This window comes from Staphylococcus shinii (genome assembly GCF_017583065.1).
Taxonomy (GTDB): domain Bacteria; phylum Bacillota; class Bacilli; order Staphylococcales; family Staphylococcaceae; genus Staphylococcus; species Staphylococcus shinii.
On sequence record NZ_JAGEVL010000003.1, the window covers coordinates 236,562 to 254,661 of the forward strand.

Annotated in this window: 15 protein-coding genes and 1 pseudogene; 2 read left to right on the forward strand and 14 right to left on the reverse strand. The window is 32.4% G+C overall.

Features of this window, described 5'->3' with window-relative positions; translation table 11 throughout:
• Positions 1–95 precede the first annotated feature (95 nt).
• Positions 96–1,262 carry an MFS transporter gene (locus tag J5E45_RS04970; RefSeq protein ID WP_101050719.1) on the forward strand — a complete coding sequence of 389 codons (1,167 nt, stop codon included), beginning with the start codon at positions 96–98 and terminating at the stop codon, positions 1,260–1,262.
• 595 nt (positions 1,263–1,857) lie between these two features.
• On the opposite strand, the gene J5E45_RS04975 is transcribed toward J5E45_RS04970, so the two are convergent.
• From J5E45_RS04975 to J5E45_RS05015, 9 genes and pseudogenes are all read right to left on the reverse strand, one after another.
• The gene (locus J5E45_RS04975) at positions 1,858–2,247 is read right to left on the reverse strand and encodes a tautomerase family protein (protein WP_101050718.1); all 390 of its coding nucleotides are present in this window, start codon (positions 2,245–2,247) and stop codon (positions 1,858–1,860) included.
• An 11-nt stretch (positions 2,248–2,258) separates the two neighbouring features.
• Positions 2,259–3,196: pseudogene (locus J5E45_RS04980) on the reverse strand (aldo/keto reductase).
• 114 nt (positions 3,197–3,310) lie between these two features.
• A complete protein-coding gene (locus tag J5E45_RS04985; protein ID WP_208181710.1) occupies positions 3,311–4,249 on the reverse strand; it encodes a sugar phosphate isomerase/epimerase family protein in 939 nt (312 codons plus the stop codon).
• Complete coding sequence (locus J5E45_RS04990; RefSeq protein WP_101050715.1) at positions 4,246–5,274, reverse strand: Gfo/Idh/MocA family protein; 1,029 nt, start codon at positions 5,272–5,274, stop codon at positions 4,246–4,248. The genes J5E45_RS04985 and J5E45_RS04990 overlap by 4 nt, the downstream gene beginning before the upstream one ends.
• A gap of 19 nt (positions 5,275–5,293) precedes the next feature.
• A complete protein-coding gene (locus J5E45_RS04995) occupies positions 5,294–6,154 on the reverse strand; it encodes a ketose-bisphosphate aldolase (protein WP_259338805.1) in 861 nt (286 codons plus the stop codon).
• Positions 6,155–6,167: 13 nt separating this feature from the next.
• Positions 6,168–7,079 (reverse strand): myo-inosose-2 dehydratase, encoded by a 912-nt coding sequence (iolE, locus tag J5E45_RS05000; protein ID WP_101050714.1) that lies wholly within the window; start codon positions 7,077–7,079, stop codon positions 6,168–6,170.
• A 39-nt stretch (positions 7,080–7,118) separates the two neighbouring features.
• Positions 7,119–8,090: a 5-dehydro-2-deoxygluconokinase gene (gene iolC / locus J5E45_RS05005; protein ID WP_208181712.1), complete on the reverse strand. Its 972-nt coding sequence runs from the start codon at positions 8,088–8,090 to the stop codon at positions 7,119–7,121.
• 8 nt (positions 8,091–8,098) lie between these two features.
• A complete protein-coding gene (gene iolB / locus J5E45_RS05010; RefSeq protein WP_208181714.1) occupies positions 8,099–8,917 on the reverse strand; it encodes a 5-deoxy-glucuronate isomerase in 819 nt (272 codons plus the stop codon).
• A 14-nt stretch (positions 8,918–8,931) separates the two neighbouring features.
• Positions 8,932–10,386, reverse strand: coding sequence for a CoA-acylating methylmalonate-semialdehyde dehydrogenase (locus tag J5E45_RS05015; protein WP_119586181.1), 1,455 nt, complete (start codon positions 10,384–10,386; stop codon positions 8,932–8,934).
• A 187-nt stretch (positions 10,387–10,573) separates the two neighbouring features.
• On the opposite strand from J5E45_RS05015, the gene J5E45_RS05020 reads away from it, so the two are divergent.
• On the forward strand, positions 10,574–11,332 hold the full coding sequence (locus J5E45_RS05020) for a DeoR/GlpR family DNA-binding transcription regulator (RefSeq protein WP_101050710.1): 759 nt from the start codon (positions 10,574–10,576) through the stop codon (positions 11,330–11,332).
• 35 nt (positions 11,333–11,367) lie between these two features.
• Here the strand turns inward: J5E45_RS05020 and J5E45_RS05025 are convergent, their stop codons facing one another.
• From J5E45_RS05025 to J5E45_RS05045, 5 genes are all read right to left on the reverse strand, one after another.
• The gene (locus J5E45_RS05025) at positions 11,368–12,210 is read right to left on the reverse strand and encodes a sugar phosphate isomerase/epimerase family protein (protein ID WP_119586323.1); all 843 of its coding nucleotides are present in this window, start codon (positions 12,208–12,210) and stop codon (positions 11,368–11,370) included.
• A gap of 27 nt (positions 12,211–12,237) precedes the next feature.
• On the reverse strand, positions 12,238–13,095 hold the full coding sequence (locus J5E45_RS05030; protein ID WP_101050708.1) for a sugar phosphate isomerase/epimerase family protein: 858 nt from the start codon (positions 13,093–13,095) through the stop codon (positions 12,238–12,240).
• A gap of 19 nt (positions 13,096–13,114) precedes the next feature.
• On the reverse strand, positions 13,115–15,028 hold the full coding sequence (gene iolD, locus J5E45_RS05035) for a 3D-(3,5/4)-trihydroxycyclohexane-1,2-dione acylhydrolase (decyclizing) (protein ID WP_208181715.1): 1,914 nt from the start codon (positions 15,026–15,028) through the stop codon (positions 13,115–13,117).
• A 107-nt stretch (positions 15,029–15,135) separates the two neighbouring features.
• Complete coding sequence (locus tag J5E45_RS05040; protein WP_208181717.1) at positions 15,136–16,560, reverse strand: sugar porter family MFS transporter; 1,425 nt, start codon at positions 16,558–16,560, stop codon at positions 15,136–15,138.
• A 587-nt stretch (positions 16,561–17,147) separates the two neighbouring features.
• Positions 17,148–18,086: an alpha/beta fold hydrolase gene (locus tag J5E45_RS05045; protein ID WP_208181718.1), complete on the reverse strand. Its 939-nt coding sequence runs from the start codon at positions 18,084–18,086 to the stop codon at positions 17,148–17,150.
• Positions 18,087–18,100: the final 14 nt, after the last annotated feature.

Here is an 18,100-nt window from a genome sequence, read left to right on the forward strand (position 1 = left end):
ACTCTTGAAACCTAAGCTTGAAATATGTAGAATAGAAATCTTGCTTTTTTAGTTAAAATAATTAAAGTTCTCTATTTTTAGAAGGAGGGACGAATATGACACAAGGATATAGAATACTATTTATCATATTTATGTTGGGCACTTTTACGATAGGTATGACAGAATATGTTGTTACAGGGCTTTTAACACAAATAGCAAAAGACATGAACACCTCCGTATCGAGCGCTGGTTTATTAATCAGTGTTTATGCTATCAGTGTTGCTGTGTTAGGTCCCATAGTTAGAGCTTTCACTTTAAATGTATCTCCTAAAAAATTATTGCCGATTCTTGCCTTGATTTTTATATTTAGTAATGTGATAGCTATGTTAGCACCGACATTTAATATATTATTATTATCAAGATTTTTATCTGCGAGTATGCACGCACCGTTTTTTGGTGTATGTATGAGTGTAGGTGCTGCCGTTGTTCCTAAAGGAAGAGAAACTGGAGCTATAGCCTTAGTTCAAGCTGGGCTAACAATAGCAGTAATGCTAGGTGTACCTTTCGGCACTTTCATAGGCGGAGTGGCAAGTTGGCGTATCGTATTTGGTATTATTGTTGCTATAGGTGTAATAGTTTTAATTGGACTGCTTAAAGTAATACCTAATGTAAGTTTAAGTTCTGAAATGAATTTAAAACAAGAATTAAAAGTATTTAAAAATCCGTATTTTCTGTTGGTTATTTCAATTGTAATTTTTGGTTACTCTGGTGTTTTTACAACTTATACCTTTATGGAACCAATGATTCAGCAGTTTTCACCATTTAATGTATCTGGTCTAACATTATGCTTATTAGCTTTTGGCACTGGAGCTGTTATTGGGAATATCATATCAGGTAAAGCTTCTCAAGAGAACTTAACCAAATATTTATCTTATGTATTTGTCTTTTTAATAATAACATTAATGTTATTAACATACGCTCTAGGATTCGCTGTAACAGCAATAGTGGTCTGTTTTATGTTTGGTTTTGCAAACTTCGGTTCTGTGCCATTGCTTAATAGTAAAATTATATTAAGCGCAAAAGAAGCGCCGTTACTTTCTAGTACCCTTGCAGCATCAGTATTTAATGTAGCTAATTTCCTAGGAGCAATCATTGGGACATTGCTATTAAATGCAGGTGTAGAATATGTAATAATAACTTTTATTTCTAGTGGTATAATTTTAATTGGCATTATTTTGAACTTATTTGTTAAAAAATTTGAAACTAAAAACTACAATGTTTAGTTAAACGTGTTGAAAAGAGCCTGACTTGCTATGAGATTGAGATTTTTAATTTCAAAAAATTTATATAAGTTGCTTGGTTATAACATTAACGTCAGTGTTTGTACCCTAGAATACATGTGGTGTGTTTATAACTTCATCACTAGACGTATTAGCAATGGAATACGCATCGCTTGTTAACTATATGATACCAATTATTTCAGTTATCTTTCTTTGCCTCATTCTTTAAAACAATTAAATTAAAAGAATCAGATAAAGAAGGCTCAGATAAGCTTGGCTTAAAACTTAACATGATAAACTAAGAGGCTATTATAAATAAATACCATATCATCAATACTATATTATATCTGAGAAAGGTACTTAGTACTTCCTCTCTTTTTGTATGTAAAAATCTTACAAATAAAGCTCTTTTACTGATTATTTATAAGTTTCGTTTGTACTTGTCCTATAAATCGCCTAGAAATCGAATCACTTCTATCCTTAACAAACTTTGTCTAAATAATAAAAAGACACTTCCTTTAAAAAGAAGTGTCTTTATTATTATAAAATTAAATATTATGTTAACTACAATTACTTTATAACTAATTTATTGGAGGACTTATAAACTTCCATTTAAGAACTGGGCTTCTCCTCCAAAAAAGCTCCAATCTTCATCTGTATTTTCAACTAAATTAATCATAATATCTTCTTTACGTACTCCCAATCTTGTATTTAAAGAATTTGCTAAATTTCTATAGAAATTTACTTTCTGTGACTTTGTTCTTGGGCGCGTGATTAAAGTAAAAACAATGATATTTTTAGTTCTTGAAATACCTAGACCTGTATCTAATATCTCCATCTCAAAATTTTCATGTTGAGTAACAATTTGATACTTATCGCCTACTGGCGCTTGAAAAGAGTCTAGCATAACCTCATAAGATATATCGAGAATTTGCTTTATTTCTTCTTCGGTTCTTCCTTTGAAAATATCTATTTTAATTATAGGCATACGACACCTCTTTATTTAATATTTTTAGGAAAAATTTGATTGATTGTATTGATTTCAGAGTTAGTTAATTTAACATCTAGCGTTTTTAAATTTGCTATTACTTGTTCTGGTTTTTTCGCCCCTGGTATAATAACGTCTAGCGAAGGTCTTGTAAGATAAAAAGCTAATACAACATGAGCGACTTCTACATTGTGGTTATCTGCAATACTTCTTAATTTGTTTACTTTTTCTAAATTTTCTTTGAATTTTTCGCCTTGAAAATCTGGGTTTTCAGCACGTAAGTCATCAAACTTAGTATTTTCTGTATATTTACCTGCTAACAAACCAGAGACTAATGGGAAATATGGAATAAAAGTAATATTATTTTCTGAAGTATATTCAAAAATATGTTCGTTTTCACGATTTAATAAATTATATTCTAATTGTACTACATCTACATAACCATCTTTATTTGCTTCTTTTAATTGTTCTAAACTAAAGTTAGAAACACCGATAGCCTTAATTTTACCTTGATCTTTTAATTCTTTTAATGCTGCAACTGCTTCATTTTTAGGTGTCTCGTCATCTGGAAAATGGATATAGTATAAATCAATGTAATCCACTTGCAAGCGCTTTAAACTCTGTTCTACTTGTTCTTTTAGGAATTCTGGCTTATTAGAATACGTTCTTCATTATTTTCATCAAAATAATGAGCGCCTTTTGTAGCAATTTTATATGCGTCTCTTGAAAATTCTTTTATTGTTTCTCCGATTAGTTCTTCAGAACGTCCTAGACCATAAATATAGGCTGTATCCAATAAAGATACTCCACTTTTAATCGCTGTCCTCACAACTTCTTTGCCTTGTTCTTCATCTAAATTATTGTATAAATTATGGCCTCCTACCGCATTTGTTCCGAGGGCAATAGGAAATACATCTATATCAGATTTACCTAATTTTACATTTTTCATTATACATCAACCTCCAGTATAAAAATTTATTCCAATAAAAACTATTTTTGTATGTTTTTTCTTTAATTAATAGTAATTAATACTATTGTCAGGATTTTTCATGGCTATTGGCATTTATACAAGTGTTTGTTTCAATGCATCAATCGACACATTAACGCCATCTTCAGGAGACATTGTTAAATCTTCCATTTCTAAAGAAACGAAATCGTCATACCCTACCATACGGATTACAGAGAAAAATGTTTTCCACCACTGTAAGTCTTGACCAAATCCAACTGCAACATAATTCCATGACCTATTTTTAATGTCTTCGATTTCTTTTGTTTCGATTAATGTACTTAAATCTGCAACTCCCTTTTCAATTCTTACATCTTTTCCGTGAACATGATGAATAGCACCCTCTAAAGCTCTAGCACATTGAATAGGGTCTGCTCCCATCCATAATAAATGACTAGGATCTAAATTCATCCCAATAATCGGATCTACTGCGTTCCTTAACTTTAATAATGTTTCAGGATTATAAACTAACTGTGCACTGAAGTTTTCCAAAGCAATTTTTTCAACGCCATGTTTTTTAGCTATTTCAACCAAGTCTTTCCAATAAGGTATTGCGACATCATTCCATTGATATTCAAGCGCATCCTTCAAATGTGGTGGCCAACTTACCGTAGTAGTAATCCAATTGGGCATTTCATCTTTTGGTGACGCTGGAGGTAAGCCACTCATCATAACAATCTTTTTCACATCTAATTTTTCTGCTAATTGTAATGTTTTTTCTGTTATATCTCTATGTTCTTTTCCTAACTCTCCTGGATCTAGAGGATTTCCAGAACAGTTTAATGCTACAATTTCTACACTATATTTTGATAGTAGTGCTTTTAAATCACTTAATGAAGATTCATTATTTAATAAATCATTTAATTTCACGTGAGGCGCCGGAGACCAACCCCCTGTAGCCAACTCTATATGGTAAATATCCTTCTCCGTAATTTTCTTAAGCACTTCTTCTAATGATAAATGCGCTAAACTATCTGTAACATATGATAACTTCATATTGTTTCTCTCAGTTTTTGATTATAAAGGCCAGGTTTAGGTTCAAATTTAATATCTTTTCTCTCTCCTGTATCTCTAGCCTCAGAACAAGCGCTTGTGGTTACTGAAGCCATATAGCCATCCCATGCAGATGGGCCAGTTATATTATCATTTTTCACACCATCTACCCAAATTTGTAATTCTCGATCATATGCCGCTATAAATCTTTCTTTCCAATCGCTTGGCACTCGTGTAGAATCTTTTCTTTCTGTTTTAATACTATAGTAAGTTGGGTTTGTTAATCCAATTTCTCCTTGTTCACATACAACTTTACAGTTAATATCATAACCAAATTGACAATTAACAAATACTTCTAAATCAATAATTACACCTGATTCTGTTTCTAATAAAATTAATTGTGGATCATGCAATTTAGCATGTGTTTTGGTAGTTTGTTTTTTAGGAAGACGTACTTCAGCTGTGACAAAATCTTCTTCCAGTAGCCATCTTAAAGCGTCAACTTCATGAACAGCCGTATTTTCAACCGCCATTGGAGTGTCATAACCTTCATCAACCATTTCATTCCTATGTGTACAATGTATAAGTAATGTTTCCCCTAGTGTTCCTGTCTGCAATTCATGTTTTATCTCTTCGTATCCTCTATCATAACGACGCATAAAACCAACTTGTACAAATTTCTTATTTTTTTCTGTTTCTGCGTGTACTATGTTTAGACAACCAGACGCCTCGATAGCTAAAGGTTTTTCGCAAAAGACATATTTATTATTTTTAATACATTCTAATACATAGTCTTCGTGCGTTGGGTCCCATGAAGTAACTACTACTGCGTCAATATCTTCTGATGAGATTAAATCTTCTGCATTTTCAAAAAATGTTGCACCAATTTCTTCTGCATAAGCAATTGCAGTATCTTTATTAATATCACTAATAGCTGCAACAACTGCTCCATTCACACGTTCATTAATACGTTCAACATGATCTCTGCCCATAGCGCCGATACCGATTATACCAATTTTTAATTCCATACCTTTTCATCTCCATTTATTAATTTTGAATAAATACTTCGTTTTGATTGTTTGAACCGCACATTTTTATAATTTTTTCTGCTGTTTGTTCAATTGCTTGAATACTTGGTTTTAAAATTTTTTGAGGATTAAATAAATCTTTATCGTCTTCTAACGTATCTCTTAACTTTTTTGTCCAAGACATATTAATTTCTGTATTAAAATTAATTTTCGCATGTCCTAATTTTATAGCACGTTGTAAATCATAGTTCGAAATACCCGAGGCCCCATGAAGCACTAGTGGTACATCTACTTTATTTCTAATTATTTTCATTTCTTCGAAACCTAAATTAGGCTCTCCTTGATACTTTCCGTGTACAGAGCCTAATGCAGGAGCTAATGTATCTAATTGGGTTTCTTTTACTAGCGCAACACATTCATTAATATCTGCATATCTCACTTGTCCAATTAAACCATCTTCTTCTCCACCCACTGCTCCTACTTCACCTTCTACTAGCACACCTTTTTGGTGCCCATATTCTACGACTTTTTTTGTTTGCTTAATATTTTCTTCTATTGATAATTGGGACCCATCAAACATTACAGAATCATATCCCACATCTATAGCACGTTTACAATTTTCTACTGAGAGACCATGGTCTAAGTGAATTAACACAGGGACTGTAATTTCCATAGCTTGAATTTTATTTTTAATCGTATTTAGAATAAATTGGTATCCGCCAAGATATTCAATATTTTTATCTGTAGTCCCTATAATAATTGGAGACTGTTGATTTTCTGCTGCCTTTAATACACCTTCAATCCAAATGAGACCATTTATGTTCATTTGTGGAATAGCAAAACCTGATAATTTTGCAAATTGAATTATATTATTTTCCAAACCATCCCTCCTCTCAAGAAATGTATTCCTTTTCTCTATCTTGCTTAAGTCTATTCAAGTATTTTTTGGCTTTCATCGCGTAGCGAAATGGATTTGCTTTATCAGGGTCTTGTTCAGCTTCGACAATAATCCAACCTTGATACCCAAAGTTCCCAATTGCCTTCATAATTGGAGCAAAGTCTATGTAACCATCTCCTGGAACTGTAAATATCCCCTTTTTTATGCTCATCAGAAAACTATCATTTTCCAATCGCGCTATTTGTGCAGTACTTTGACGAATATCTTTAAAATGAATATGTTTAATTCTATGTTTATATTTTTCAAATATTTCTATAGGGTTCTCACCAGAAAGTGCTAAATGACCAGTATCATATAACAAAGAAACTTTATCTTGATCTGTTTCTTCCATTAGTCTTTGAATTTCTGAATCAGTTTGTATACCAGTACCCATATGTGGGTGATACACGATTTCCATTCCTTTTTCTTTGGCTAATACTCCTAATCTATTTAGTCCTTCAATTAAAAGAGACCATTCTTTTTCGGAAAATTCTGGTTTTTTAGTGAATACGGACTTATTAACGTCTCTTTGAATGCTCTTTCCTTGTTCACAAACCACAATCACTTTAGCTCCTACTTCATATAAAAAATCTCTATGTTTAATAAATAATTCTGCTGTTTTTTCAAAAGGTTCTGTAGTTAAAAATAGACTAATCCAAGCACTAGCGACTCTTAAATTTCTAGGATCTAAATATTCAAGTAATTCTGATGGTTCTTTAGGATACTTATTACCGATTTCAGTTCCTTCATATCCAGCTAACGCCATTTCACTAATGCATTGCTCAAAAGTGTTTTTCTTTCCTAATTCTGGCAAGTCATCATTCGTCCATGCAATAGGTGCGCATCCAAAATATATATTTTCAGTCATAACATCACCTTCCTCTTAAGAAACCGCTTACTCAAACAATCAAATTTTCTGGTTTTCTTGTTCTTCAATAAAGTTCTCTAACATTTCACTCGTAGGCATTGCTTCCGACGAACTATGGCTACTCACAACAATTGCTGCAGAAGCAGCACCATATTTTAAGGCCTCGTCGACTGATTTGCCTTTAATCAGAGCATATAAAAATGCAGCAGCGTAGGAATCACCGGCGCCAAACGTCTTGATTACTTTTGCCTTAAATGCCTTTCCTTCATAATAATCTCCAGCTTTTGTATAAGCTTTAGAACCTTGTATACCATGTTTAATGATGACTAGCTCCGGCTGATAACTAAACAAGGTTTGACTGATTTCTTCATCTGTCTGCTCTGCAAATCGATGAATCATATCATATTCATCTCTTGTACCAATTACTATATCTGCTTGCTGTGCAACTAATTCATAATAGATGGAAGTTTCTTCTCCAGTTTTCCAAGTATATGGGCGATAGTCTATTTCAAAGACAACTTTCACTTCGTTTGCTTTAGCAATAGATAACGCCTTTAGCACAGCTTCTCTTGAAGGTGATTGTGCTAACGCTGTTCCTGAAATCAATAAATATTCACTATCTTTAATATATTCTTCAGATACATGTTCCGGCGCTAAGTATAAATCAGCTACTTCCTCACGATACATTACTATATTAGATTCATTAGGGCTTTTAATTTCTGTAAAAGTAAGACCAATCTTGTGACCATTTTCATCTATATGAACTTCCGATGTATCAACACCTAATTGATTTAAGTAATCTGTAATATAATTTCCATGTTGATCATCTGAAACGTTAGCGATAAGCCCAACATTTAATCCTAATTTAGATGCACCAATGCTAATATTTACAGGAGAACCGCCTACATATTTACGAAAAGTTTCTGTCTCTTCCATCGGTCTATTAATTTCAACTGCGTTTAAATCAATTGCCGCCCTACCAATAGCTACGATATCTTTTTTATTTTCCATGCTTCCTCCTACTTTCTATCTATAATCCACTCATGTTCTTTTTGATTATGAAACTTCCATACCTTTTGTGGTCCAGCCATTACATTTAAATAATAACTATTGTATCCATCTGGTACCGCCACTGGGTGGTAACCTTTAGGCACTATAACGACATCACTATCTTCCACAGCCATTGTCTCGTCTAAAGATTTGTCATCTGTATAAACACGTTGAAAGACAAATCCTTGCGGTGGATTCATTTCGTGGTAATAAATTTCTTCAAGAAATGACTCATTTGGTAAATTATTTACATCATGTTTATGAGGCGGATAACTAGACCAATTTCCTTGATCTGTATAGACTTCAACGACTAGTAACTTTTCACTAGCAGTATGTGAATCCGGTAAAATATTATGCACATGTCGTTTATTTGAATATTTACCTCTATCCTCCACAGAATTTTCATCTGCTGGAATCAGTTGCGTTTCTCTCTCTTTGTCGCATGGGGAATAACAAATGACAACTCGTGCATCTCTTTGCGCCGTAATTTCTATCATATGCGATTTTGATATATAGACACTATCAGTTGGAATTTTTTCAAATACTGAATCTCTGGTACCTACACCTTCATATTTATCATCGCCGTCTGAAACATCAATTTGTCCAGTTAAAGCTACGACACAAGCTTCAAAATCATTTGTTTCTTCGCCATATACTTGTTTAGCTTTAATATCAATCACCTTGATACCGGTATATTCTAAATCTACATCTGACGGTTTGAAATCTTGTATTATTTTCACACCATCATTAAGTGGTTGATGTATTGGTTTTTTTAATAGTTCAGCCATTTCTTATCCGCTCCTTAATATCGAGGTTCTCCGTGACGTGCAGTTACTACTTTTCGATGTGTATAGAAGTCAATGCTATCTTTGCCATTTGCGTGTAATGAACCAAAGAACGATGATTTCCACCCTGAGAATGGGAATACTGCCATCGGTGCTGGTACTCCCAGATTAATACCTAACATTCCAGCATCGATAAATTCTCTAAAGTATCTAATTGATGAAGCACTGTCTGTGAATAAGCAAGCACCATTCGCAAATTCTGATTTATTAGCTAATGCGATACCTTCTTTTAAATCTTTTACTTTACTTAAAGATAATACTGGGGCAAAAATTTCATCTTGCCACAACTTCATATCAGTAGTTACATTTTCAAAAATCGTAGGTTTAACGAAATATCCTTCATCATTATTATCTTCACGGCCATCTAATACAAGAGTTGCACCCTCTTCAACACCTTGATTTACATAATTCAATGTACGTTCCTTATTCTCTTCTCTAATTACCGGCCCCAAGAATACGTTATCTTCTAAGCCATTACCGATAACAATATCTTTAGCTTCTTGAACCAATTTTTCTTTAAATTCATCATATACGCCTTCTTGAACAGCAATCACTGCGGCTGCCATACAACGTTCTCCAGCTGAACCAAATGCAGCGCCGATTACGTCTTTTACAGCAGTATCAATATCAGCATCATTCAGAATAATTGTGTGGTTTTTGGCCCCTGTTAAACATTGTGCTCTTTTTAAATTTTCAGTAGCTTTTTTATAAACGTATTCACCTACAGGTTTAGAACCAACAAATGAAACTGCTTTTATTTTTTCGTTTTCACAAATACCATTTACAATGTCATGTGCACCGTGAACTACATTGAAAACTCCTTTAGGGAATCCAGCTTGTTCAATAAACTCTGCAAGCTTATTAACAAGTAATGGCGTTTTCTCAGAAGGTTTAATAATAAACGTATTACCTAACGCTATAGCCATTGGGAACATCCAACAAGGCACCATCATAGGAAAGTTGAACGGAGTAATACCACCGACAACGCCTACAGGATATTTATAGCTTGTCCCTTCAATATTTGTCGCAATGCTTGATAGAGAGTCCCCCATCATAAGTGATGGCGCTCCAGCCGCAAACTCAACATTTTCAATACCGCGTTGTACTTCTCCTAAAGCTTCACCAACACTTTTACCATTTTCTTTGGTGATAATTTCTGCCAACTCTTGTTTGTTTTCTTGTAAAATTTGTTGTAAGTTGAACAATAAGCGTGCTCTTTTTGGGACTGCAACTTGACTCCATTCTTCAAAAGCATGTTGAGCAATTTCTGCTACTTCGTCTAATTCTGATCTTGTTGAAACAGGAACCTTAGCTATAACTTCTTTAGTTGCCGGATTATAGACATCAATTGTTTCCTTAGTTTCTGATTCAACCCATTCACCATTTATATAATTCTTCAAAATTTTTACCATTATAAATCCTCCTTTTAGTAAACGCTTTCAAAAAACGTGTTTAAACTTTTAAATATTGGTTATATATTGATTACTTGTTGGTAATTTTATATAATTATCAGATTTTTGTCAAATTTTTATCAATTATTAATCAACTATTGAGTAATTTCGAAATATTGTATATGATATAAATATCGGAGGTATAAATATGAAATCAAAGAGAATACATGAAATTGAAAACTATATCAATGAGAAAAAAGCTGCATCTATCGATGAATTAAGTGAATTTTTTAATGTATCCATTAACACTATACGCAGAGACATAACTATTTTAGCCAATATGAACAAAGTTAAAAAAGTATACGGTGGCATTGAAACCATCGAAAATACTATTTCACAAGCAGTTGATTATTCTAAAAGAAACATATCTCATTTTGAAGAAAAAAAACATATCGCTAGCGTTGCTGCAAAACATATCAAAGCAAATGATGTTATTTATATCGATACTGGGACAACAACCGTACACATTTTAGACTATGTTAATACTGAGATACCTTTAACTATTATTTCTAATAGCCTTGATATTATTAATAAAGCTTCTTTATTTAAAAATGTCTCTTTATTTATCATAGGTGAAAAATTCAAATATAGAACACGTTCATTTATTGGTATTGATTCTAATACTTTAATCGAAAAATTTAATATTGATAAAGCTTTTATGGCAGCAACAGGTATAGATATTAAAAATGGATTATCTAACGCTGAATTAGAAGAAAACATAATTAAAAAGTTAATCGTTTCCCGTTCTAAATATACTTGTGCGCTTGTTGATCACACGAAAATTGGCGAATCAACGTTATTAACATTCATGGAATGCGAAGAACTTGATTCATTAATTACTAATAAACTACCAAACCAAGCGTTTATTGATTTTTTCAAAGAACATAATATTAATATAGAAATATAAAAACTTCAGTAGTTTGATACTACTGAAGTTTTATTTTATGCTTTTACAGGAAAAAAGGGGCGTATTTTATCGACCATTGTATTTTTCGATTTTACAATGACATCTTCTGCTTTCATTTTATAATACTCAGGTCGAAATAACTCTATAGAGATAAATTCTCCTTTAAAATCAGCTTCTTTTAAAGTTGATAAAATACCTTCAATATCTATAACCCCATAGCCTGGAAAACATCTATCTTCATCGGTTAAAACGCCTATTGGATAGTCATCTACATCATTAATGTGTAGTAAAAACAAATTATTTATTGTTGATTTTTTTAAATCAGTAATATTTGATCCCATTGCATGAAAATGAAAGAAATCTAAAACTAATCCTATGTTTTTCTCATTAACTTCTTCCACAATCGCATCTGCTTGCTTTAATGTATTAACTGTAGCGTTGGGAGCACCCAAAAATTCCAAAGCAACATTTATATTATATTGAGTTGCTTTATTTGAAAACTCTTTTAATACATGTACACAACTTTCATGAATTTCCTTGTTTAATATTTTTTGATTTGTTACTAAAGGGACTACTACAATATATTGTGCCCCTATATAATCCGCAATACTTAACCATTCTTCAAACGTTTCTAACACTAATTTGTAATCTTTGGGAGTTCTATTATTGAAAAACTGCAAGGCATTCAAACTTAATGGCTTAATGTGATGTTTATCAAAAAAGTCTTTCATTTCCTCAAGGGAATGTGATTTTAAATATTCAGGAAGTTTATCCATTTGAATTTCTATAAAATCATACCCATGTTTTTCACATAATTCCATTTCTTCTTGCAATGTTGCATTTTCTTTTGTCGTCGCTACATTATATCCTATTTTCATAAAACACCTCGTTTATTGTTTGTTACATTAAAATAATTCTTTCTTTAATTTTTCTAACATAAATGCTGCAGACTCATCTGCTTTATCTACCCATGCAAAAACTGAATTTGTAGCGATGCCGTCAAATTTCATTTCTTTCAATTTTCTAAATATCGTCTCAAAATCTACTTCTCCTTCTCCGATATTAAGATGTTGATGAACTGTCACTTCAGCTCCTGGAGGGTTTACAATATAACGTAAACCGTTAGCAGCAGTATGATTAAATGTATCTGAAAACAACACATGTTGCAGCTTATCTCCTGCATCATCAAACATCGTCTCTATGTCTCCTATTCCGTTATCGTGGAAAAAAGTATGAGAAGTTGAATAAACCAAATTTATCCATTCTTTATTTAAACCTCTTATCATTCTTAATGCCTCATCATTTCGCTCAATAAAATCATAAGGATGTGCTTGTAAATTCAATTTAATGCTTTCTTTTTCAAATATTGGCAATAATTCATCCATTGATTTAATAAACTTTTCTTCACATATTTGAGGTTCATATTTATTTCCGTTAAATTCTGTATTCATCACTTGTACGTCTAATTCAGTTGCGATTTCTATAGCTCGTTTCCAGTTTCTAACAGCGCCTTGGCGTCTCTCTTCATCTGGTCCTGACCATGCCATCACAGGTAAAATAGATGATAATTCAACTCCGGCGTCACTACACCATTTTTTTACATTTTTAATCATACTTTTATCAACTTTTGGGTACTTATAAAAAGGTATAAAATCTTCTCTTGGTGAAAGTTCGATATAGTCATAACCTAATCTTGCCGTTTTATCTATTACTTCCTTCATTGATAAGTCTGTATACATTGCTGGATCTAGTGCTAATTTCATAATATTGTCTCCTTTGTCATTAATATTGTTTAGCTTTCTTTAATTTTTTCGTCTTTAAATCAAAAGCATCTTGAATCTTTTTTGAAGATGAGACCTCAGGCACTCCAACGTGCCACCAACTTTCATACCCATCCGTCATTGTTTTAGGCAACACTTTAATTTCAATCAACGTGCTAACTTCTTGCTGTTCTGCGTCTTTGATTGCTTCCTCTAATTCTTCTAGTGAATAAACTTTATATACCTTTGCTCCATACCCTTCAGCAACTTTGGCATAATCTATATTTAATATTTCATTTTCTGAAGTTCTAAACTCTGTATGATAACTATTAACTCCATTTTCCATTTGTAAATTATTAATGCAACCATACCCAGAATTATCAAATAGTAATAAATTAATTTTTTTCTTATATTGTAGTGATGTAATAAATTCAGAATGTAACATTAAAAAACTTCCATCCCCTACAAATGAATATACCTCATTTTCTGGTTCAGCTAATTTGACCCCTAAAGCCCCAGAAATTTCATACCCCATACACGAATAGCCGTATTCTACATGATAAGTATTAGGAACTGTTGCATTCCATAGACGTTGCATATCGCCAGGAAGAGAACCTGCAGACGTTATGACATTACTTTTCGGTGAAATAATTTCATTAATCTTCAATACAACAGTACTTTGTATTAATTCGGTATTTAAAGAATCCGCGTATTCATTTAAGATATTTTGGTTAAATTGATTTTTTATTTCTGGATCAAAATTATCTCTATCATATTGAATAGTTCTTAAACGTTTTCTTTCATTTCTCCACTCTTCTTTTAACTTATTAATATTATTTTCATAATTTGTTCTATAATCTCCTAAGTTATCTAAAAGTTTTTTAAGCGTCACTTTAGCATCGGCGATAACTTGTATGGCATCCATTTTATATGCTTGCATTCTGTTAATATTAATATTTAAAAATGAAGTTTTTTCAAAATTAAATGCTGTTTTTGATGATGTTGCGAAATCTGTATACCTTGTACCAACACCAATAATTAAGTCAGAATCGTAAGCAACTTTATTTGCAGCCAATGTGCCTGTTATGCCCATACCTCCTAAATTATTCTTAAAGTTCGCTTCTACGGTCGATTTACCAGCCTGTGTTTCAACCAGAGGAATGTTATATTTTTCTGAAATTTCAATTAATTCATCGCGTGAATTGGAATATTTTGCTCCTCCACCAACGAGTATAATTGGATTTTTACTATTTTTAATTTTATCAACCATTAAATTAATTTCACGTTCAACAGGTTCCGGTCTATCGATATAATGAACTCTTTTAACAAAAAATGATTCATCAAAATCATAAGCTTCTCCTTGAACGTCTTGAGATATACAAATAGTCGCTGGCCCAGCTTGAGCTGGATTTGTCATAATCTCAAACGCTCTGATTAAACTAGACATTAATTGTTCTGGACGTGTAATTCGATCCCAATACCTTGAAACAGCTTTCAAAGCGTCATTTGTAGTTGTAGTTTGATTCGTTTCGTGTTCAACTTGTTGTAAGACTGGATCTGGTTGTCTTGTCGCAAATGTGTCACTTGGTAAAAATAAAACAGGAATATTATTAGCAAGGGCTGTGCCAGCTGCTGCAGTTAAGTTAGCAGATCCAGGACCAATAGACGTCGTCACTGCATAAATGTTACGTCTTAATCTTTGTTTACTAAATGCTGTAGCCGCATGAGCCATACCTTGTTCATTTTTACCTTGTATAACCTTGAGATTGCCAGGATTTTCTTCAATAGCTTGGCCAATGCCTACAACATTACCATGTCCAAAAATATCAAATATTCCTTCTACGAATTGTATTTCTTCTCCATCAACATATATATATTGTTGTTTTAAAAACTCTATTACAGCTTGCCCTGTAGTCATTTTTAATTTTTTTCCCATAAAATCACCCTTTTCTATAAAATAAAAAACCAAAACTTAATCAACTTATTATCATAATATAATTGTTAACGCTTTCCGTCAACAATTACATTTTTAAATCAAAACTTTTATTGCTCCTTCACTACGTTATTATTCAACCTTTTATTTTCGTCTGCGCTACCTTTAAAATATGATTCTATTTCTTCTAATGATTTACCTTTAGTTTCAGGCAAGAATTTTTTTACAAAAGTAAATGCTATAAGATTTAATACTACAAACAAAACAAATGTCAGTGATAGCCCTATGTGTCCAAGTAAAACAGGGAAAATCAAACTAACTAAAAAATTAGTCATCCAACAAAAAAATACACTAGCCCCCATCCCAATACCTCTAATCTTTAAAGGAAATATCTCAGAAAGCATAAGCCAGGTCACTGGAGCAATACTACCTTGCATGAAGCCTAGAAATGTTACAGTCAATAATAATATAACAAATGGCAAAATAAACGTTCCCTCTAGAATCACGGGCATTATACTTAATAAAATCAATGTGAATATAATACCTAATTGCCCTGTAAGAAGCATAGGACGTCTGCCTACTCTCCCTAATAACCAAATTCCTACAAAAGTAGCTAGTACGGAAATAACACCGTTTGCTATATTACCAATTAATGCTGCTTTTGTAGCAAAACCAGCATTTCTTAAAATTTCTGTACCATAATACATTATTGAATTCACGCCAGTAATTTGCTGAACAATGCCAATACCGATGCCGATAAATAATATTTTGCGAACCCATGGTTTGGAAAATTCATTGCTTGATTCATTTTTTATTAATTTTTCCTTATCTATAATAGTCTTAATTTCTTTTACTTCTTCAGCTGCAGTTTTTTCATCTCTAATCGTTCTTAAAATAGTATAAGCTGGCCAATATTTACTTCTACTTCCGTACCATCTAGGACTTTCTGGCACTTTTAACATGCCAAACCATAATATTATTGCTGGTATTGTTGCTACTAAAAGCATTACTCTCCATACCCCTGGGTTATCCACTAAGTTTCCTAAAACACCATTAATAACATAAGCCATTAATTGTCCTGAAACTATCATTAATTCATTTTGTGTAACCATACGGCCTCTTTTTTCCTTAGAAGACATTTCTGAAAGAAATGTTGGCACAATAACAGAAGCGCCACCAACAGCTAAACCAAGTATTACACGAAAAGTAACCATATAATATATGTTAGGAGAAAGCCCACACCCGAGCGTTGCAATAAAGAAGATAATTGCTAACACTAATATCATTTTACGCCGTCCAAAAGAGTCTGATAATCTTCCACCAGTAATTGCCCCAAATGCTGCTCCAAAAACTAAAGAACTTGATACTAAACCTTCAGTTGCTGGCGTTAAATCCAATTGATTCGCCATTGACATATATGGTAAAGCTCCGTTAATCACACCAGTGTCAAAACCAAATAAGAGCCCACCAAATGTTGCAATAAGAGTGATTTTTTTCATTTTATTATTTTTCTTATCAACTTCTGAAATATCCATACGCACTCTCCTCATTTAAAACCAAAATTAAACCAATACATAACCAATACTTATTAATATACTAATATTGTTAACGCTTTCAGTCAATTGTTTATATATCTTATGAAAAAAACAATGTGCTTTATAAATATTAAAAAAGAAATACAAAACAGCACTTCAAACAATAACGAACCCAGTTATGGAAAGGCATCGCAAAAAAATTGGACATATCAGTGAATATATAATTAATATTTTTCCAAATGACTCAATATTATGGATAAAAAAAATTAAATATTTTAAATAAGACAGAAAAGAGAGTAAGAAGAAATTGATTAATTAATCCATTTTACTAAAGTGAATATATTATATAACCTTATAATACTATTAACATAGATAATCTTAGTTCGATGTAAATGAGGGTTCTGAAACAGCGTCTAAAAACTCATAATATTTGTCTGTTATGAGTTTTTAATAATAACACAAGAAAAGCGTACGAATTCGTACGCTTTTTCTATATAATAATTGTTTCTCTAATGGAGGATATTAAAAAAATCTAAGTAAAATAATACCTATAATGATTAAAACAATGCCTATAGTTTTACGAAAAGTTATTTATATTTTTTGATAAAATAATTAATAGCTTCTACTAACTCATCTAATGCAGGTTGTTCTACAGGATAGTGACCTCCATTTTCTAAATCTACAATTTCGTGTTCTACATTTTTTAATGCGGCTAAAAATGGGATACTTAAATATTTGGGCGTCCAACGGTCTAAGGCTGGTTGTGTTAATAATACAGGACAAGTATCGAATATTTCAGGCTCCATTTCTGGCTTGTAATTACCATATGAGTCTAAGAAAGTCATTGTTGCTAAATTACCGGCTGATGTCTTATCATGTAACATTATTTTTAGTACAGTATCATTATTAGCTAAAGTGTACATTTTAGAAGCTATTTTCATAGGTATTTTTAGAAAACCAAGACCGATTTTACGCATTAACCCTGCTGCTGGGATACCTATTCTACTCATAAAAATATCGTGAGAAGTCTCATCTCGAACCATTTGTTTACGCTGATCTAAAAATGTCATACCAATAATACCCTTAACTTTTTTGTTTTTGGCAGCAACATGGAATGTTTCCATGCCACCAGCACTTAACCCATATAAAAAGATAGGACGTCCATCTTTTTTACTTTCTTCATCTATATAATCAGAAGCTAAATTCACCCAATCATCATAAGTAACAATTTCCCCCTTTTTAACCTGGGTCATGCCATATGTTGGCATATCAATTGCTATGGTCTCATAATTTTTATTTGCTAAAGGCCCTCCTACAATTAATGACAATTGTCTACCATTGGTGCCAACACCATGTAATAATATTATTTTGGCATCTGCGTTTTCGTTTCTAAATGTGTCTAGATGTACACGATGTCCTTTCCAATCCCACCACTCTTCATTCGGCTTATATTCTTCTGTAAAATGAAATTTTTCAGGCAAGTTAGATTCGAGTTTTTTCCATGCTATTTGCTGTTTATAAACCATATTTAATTCCTCGC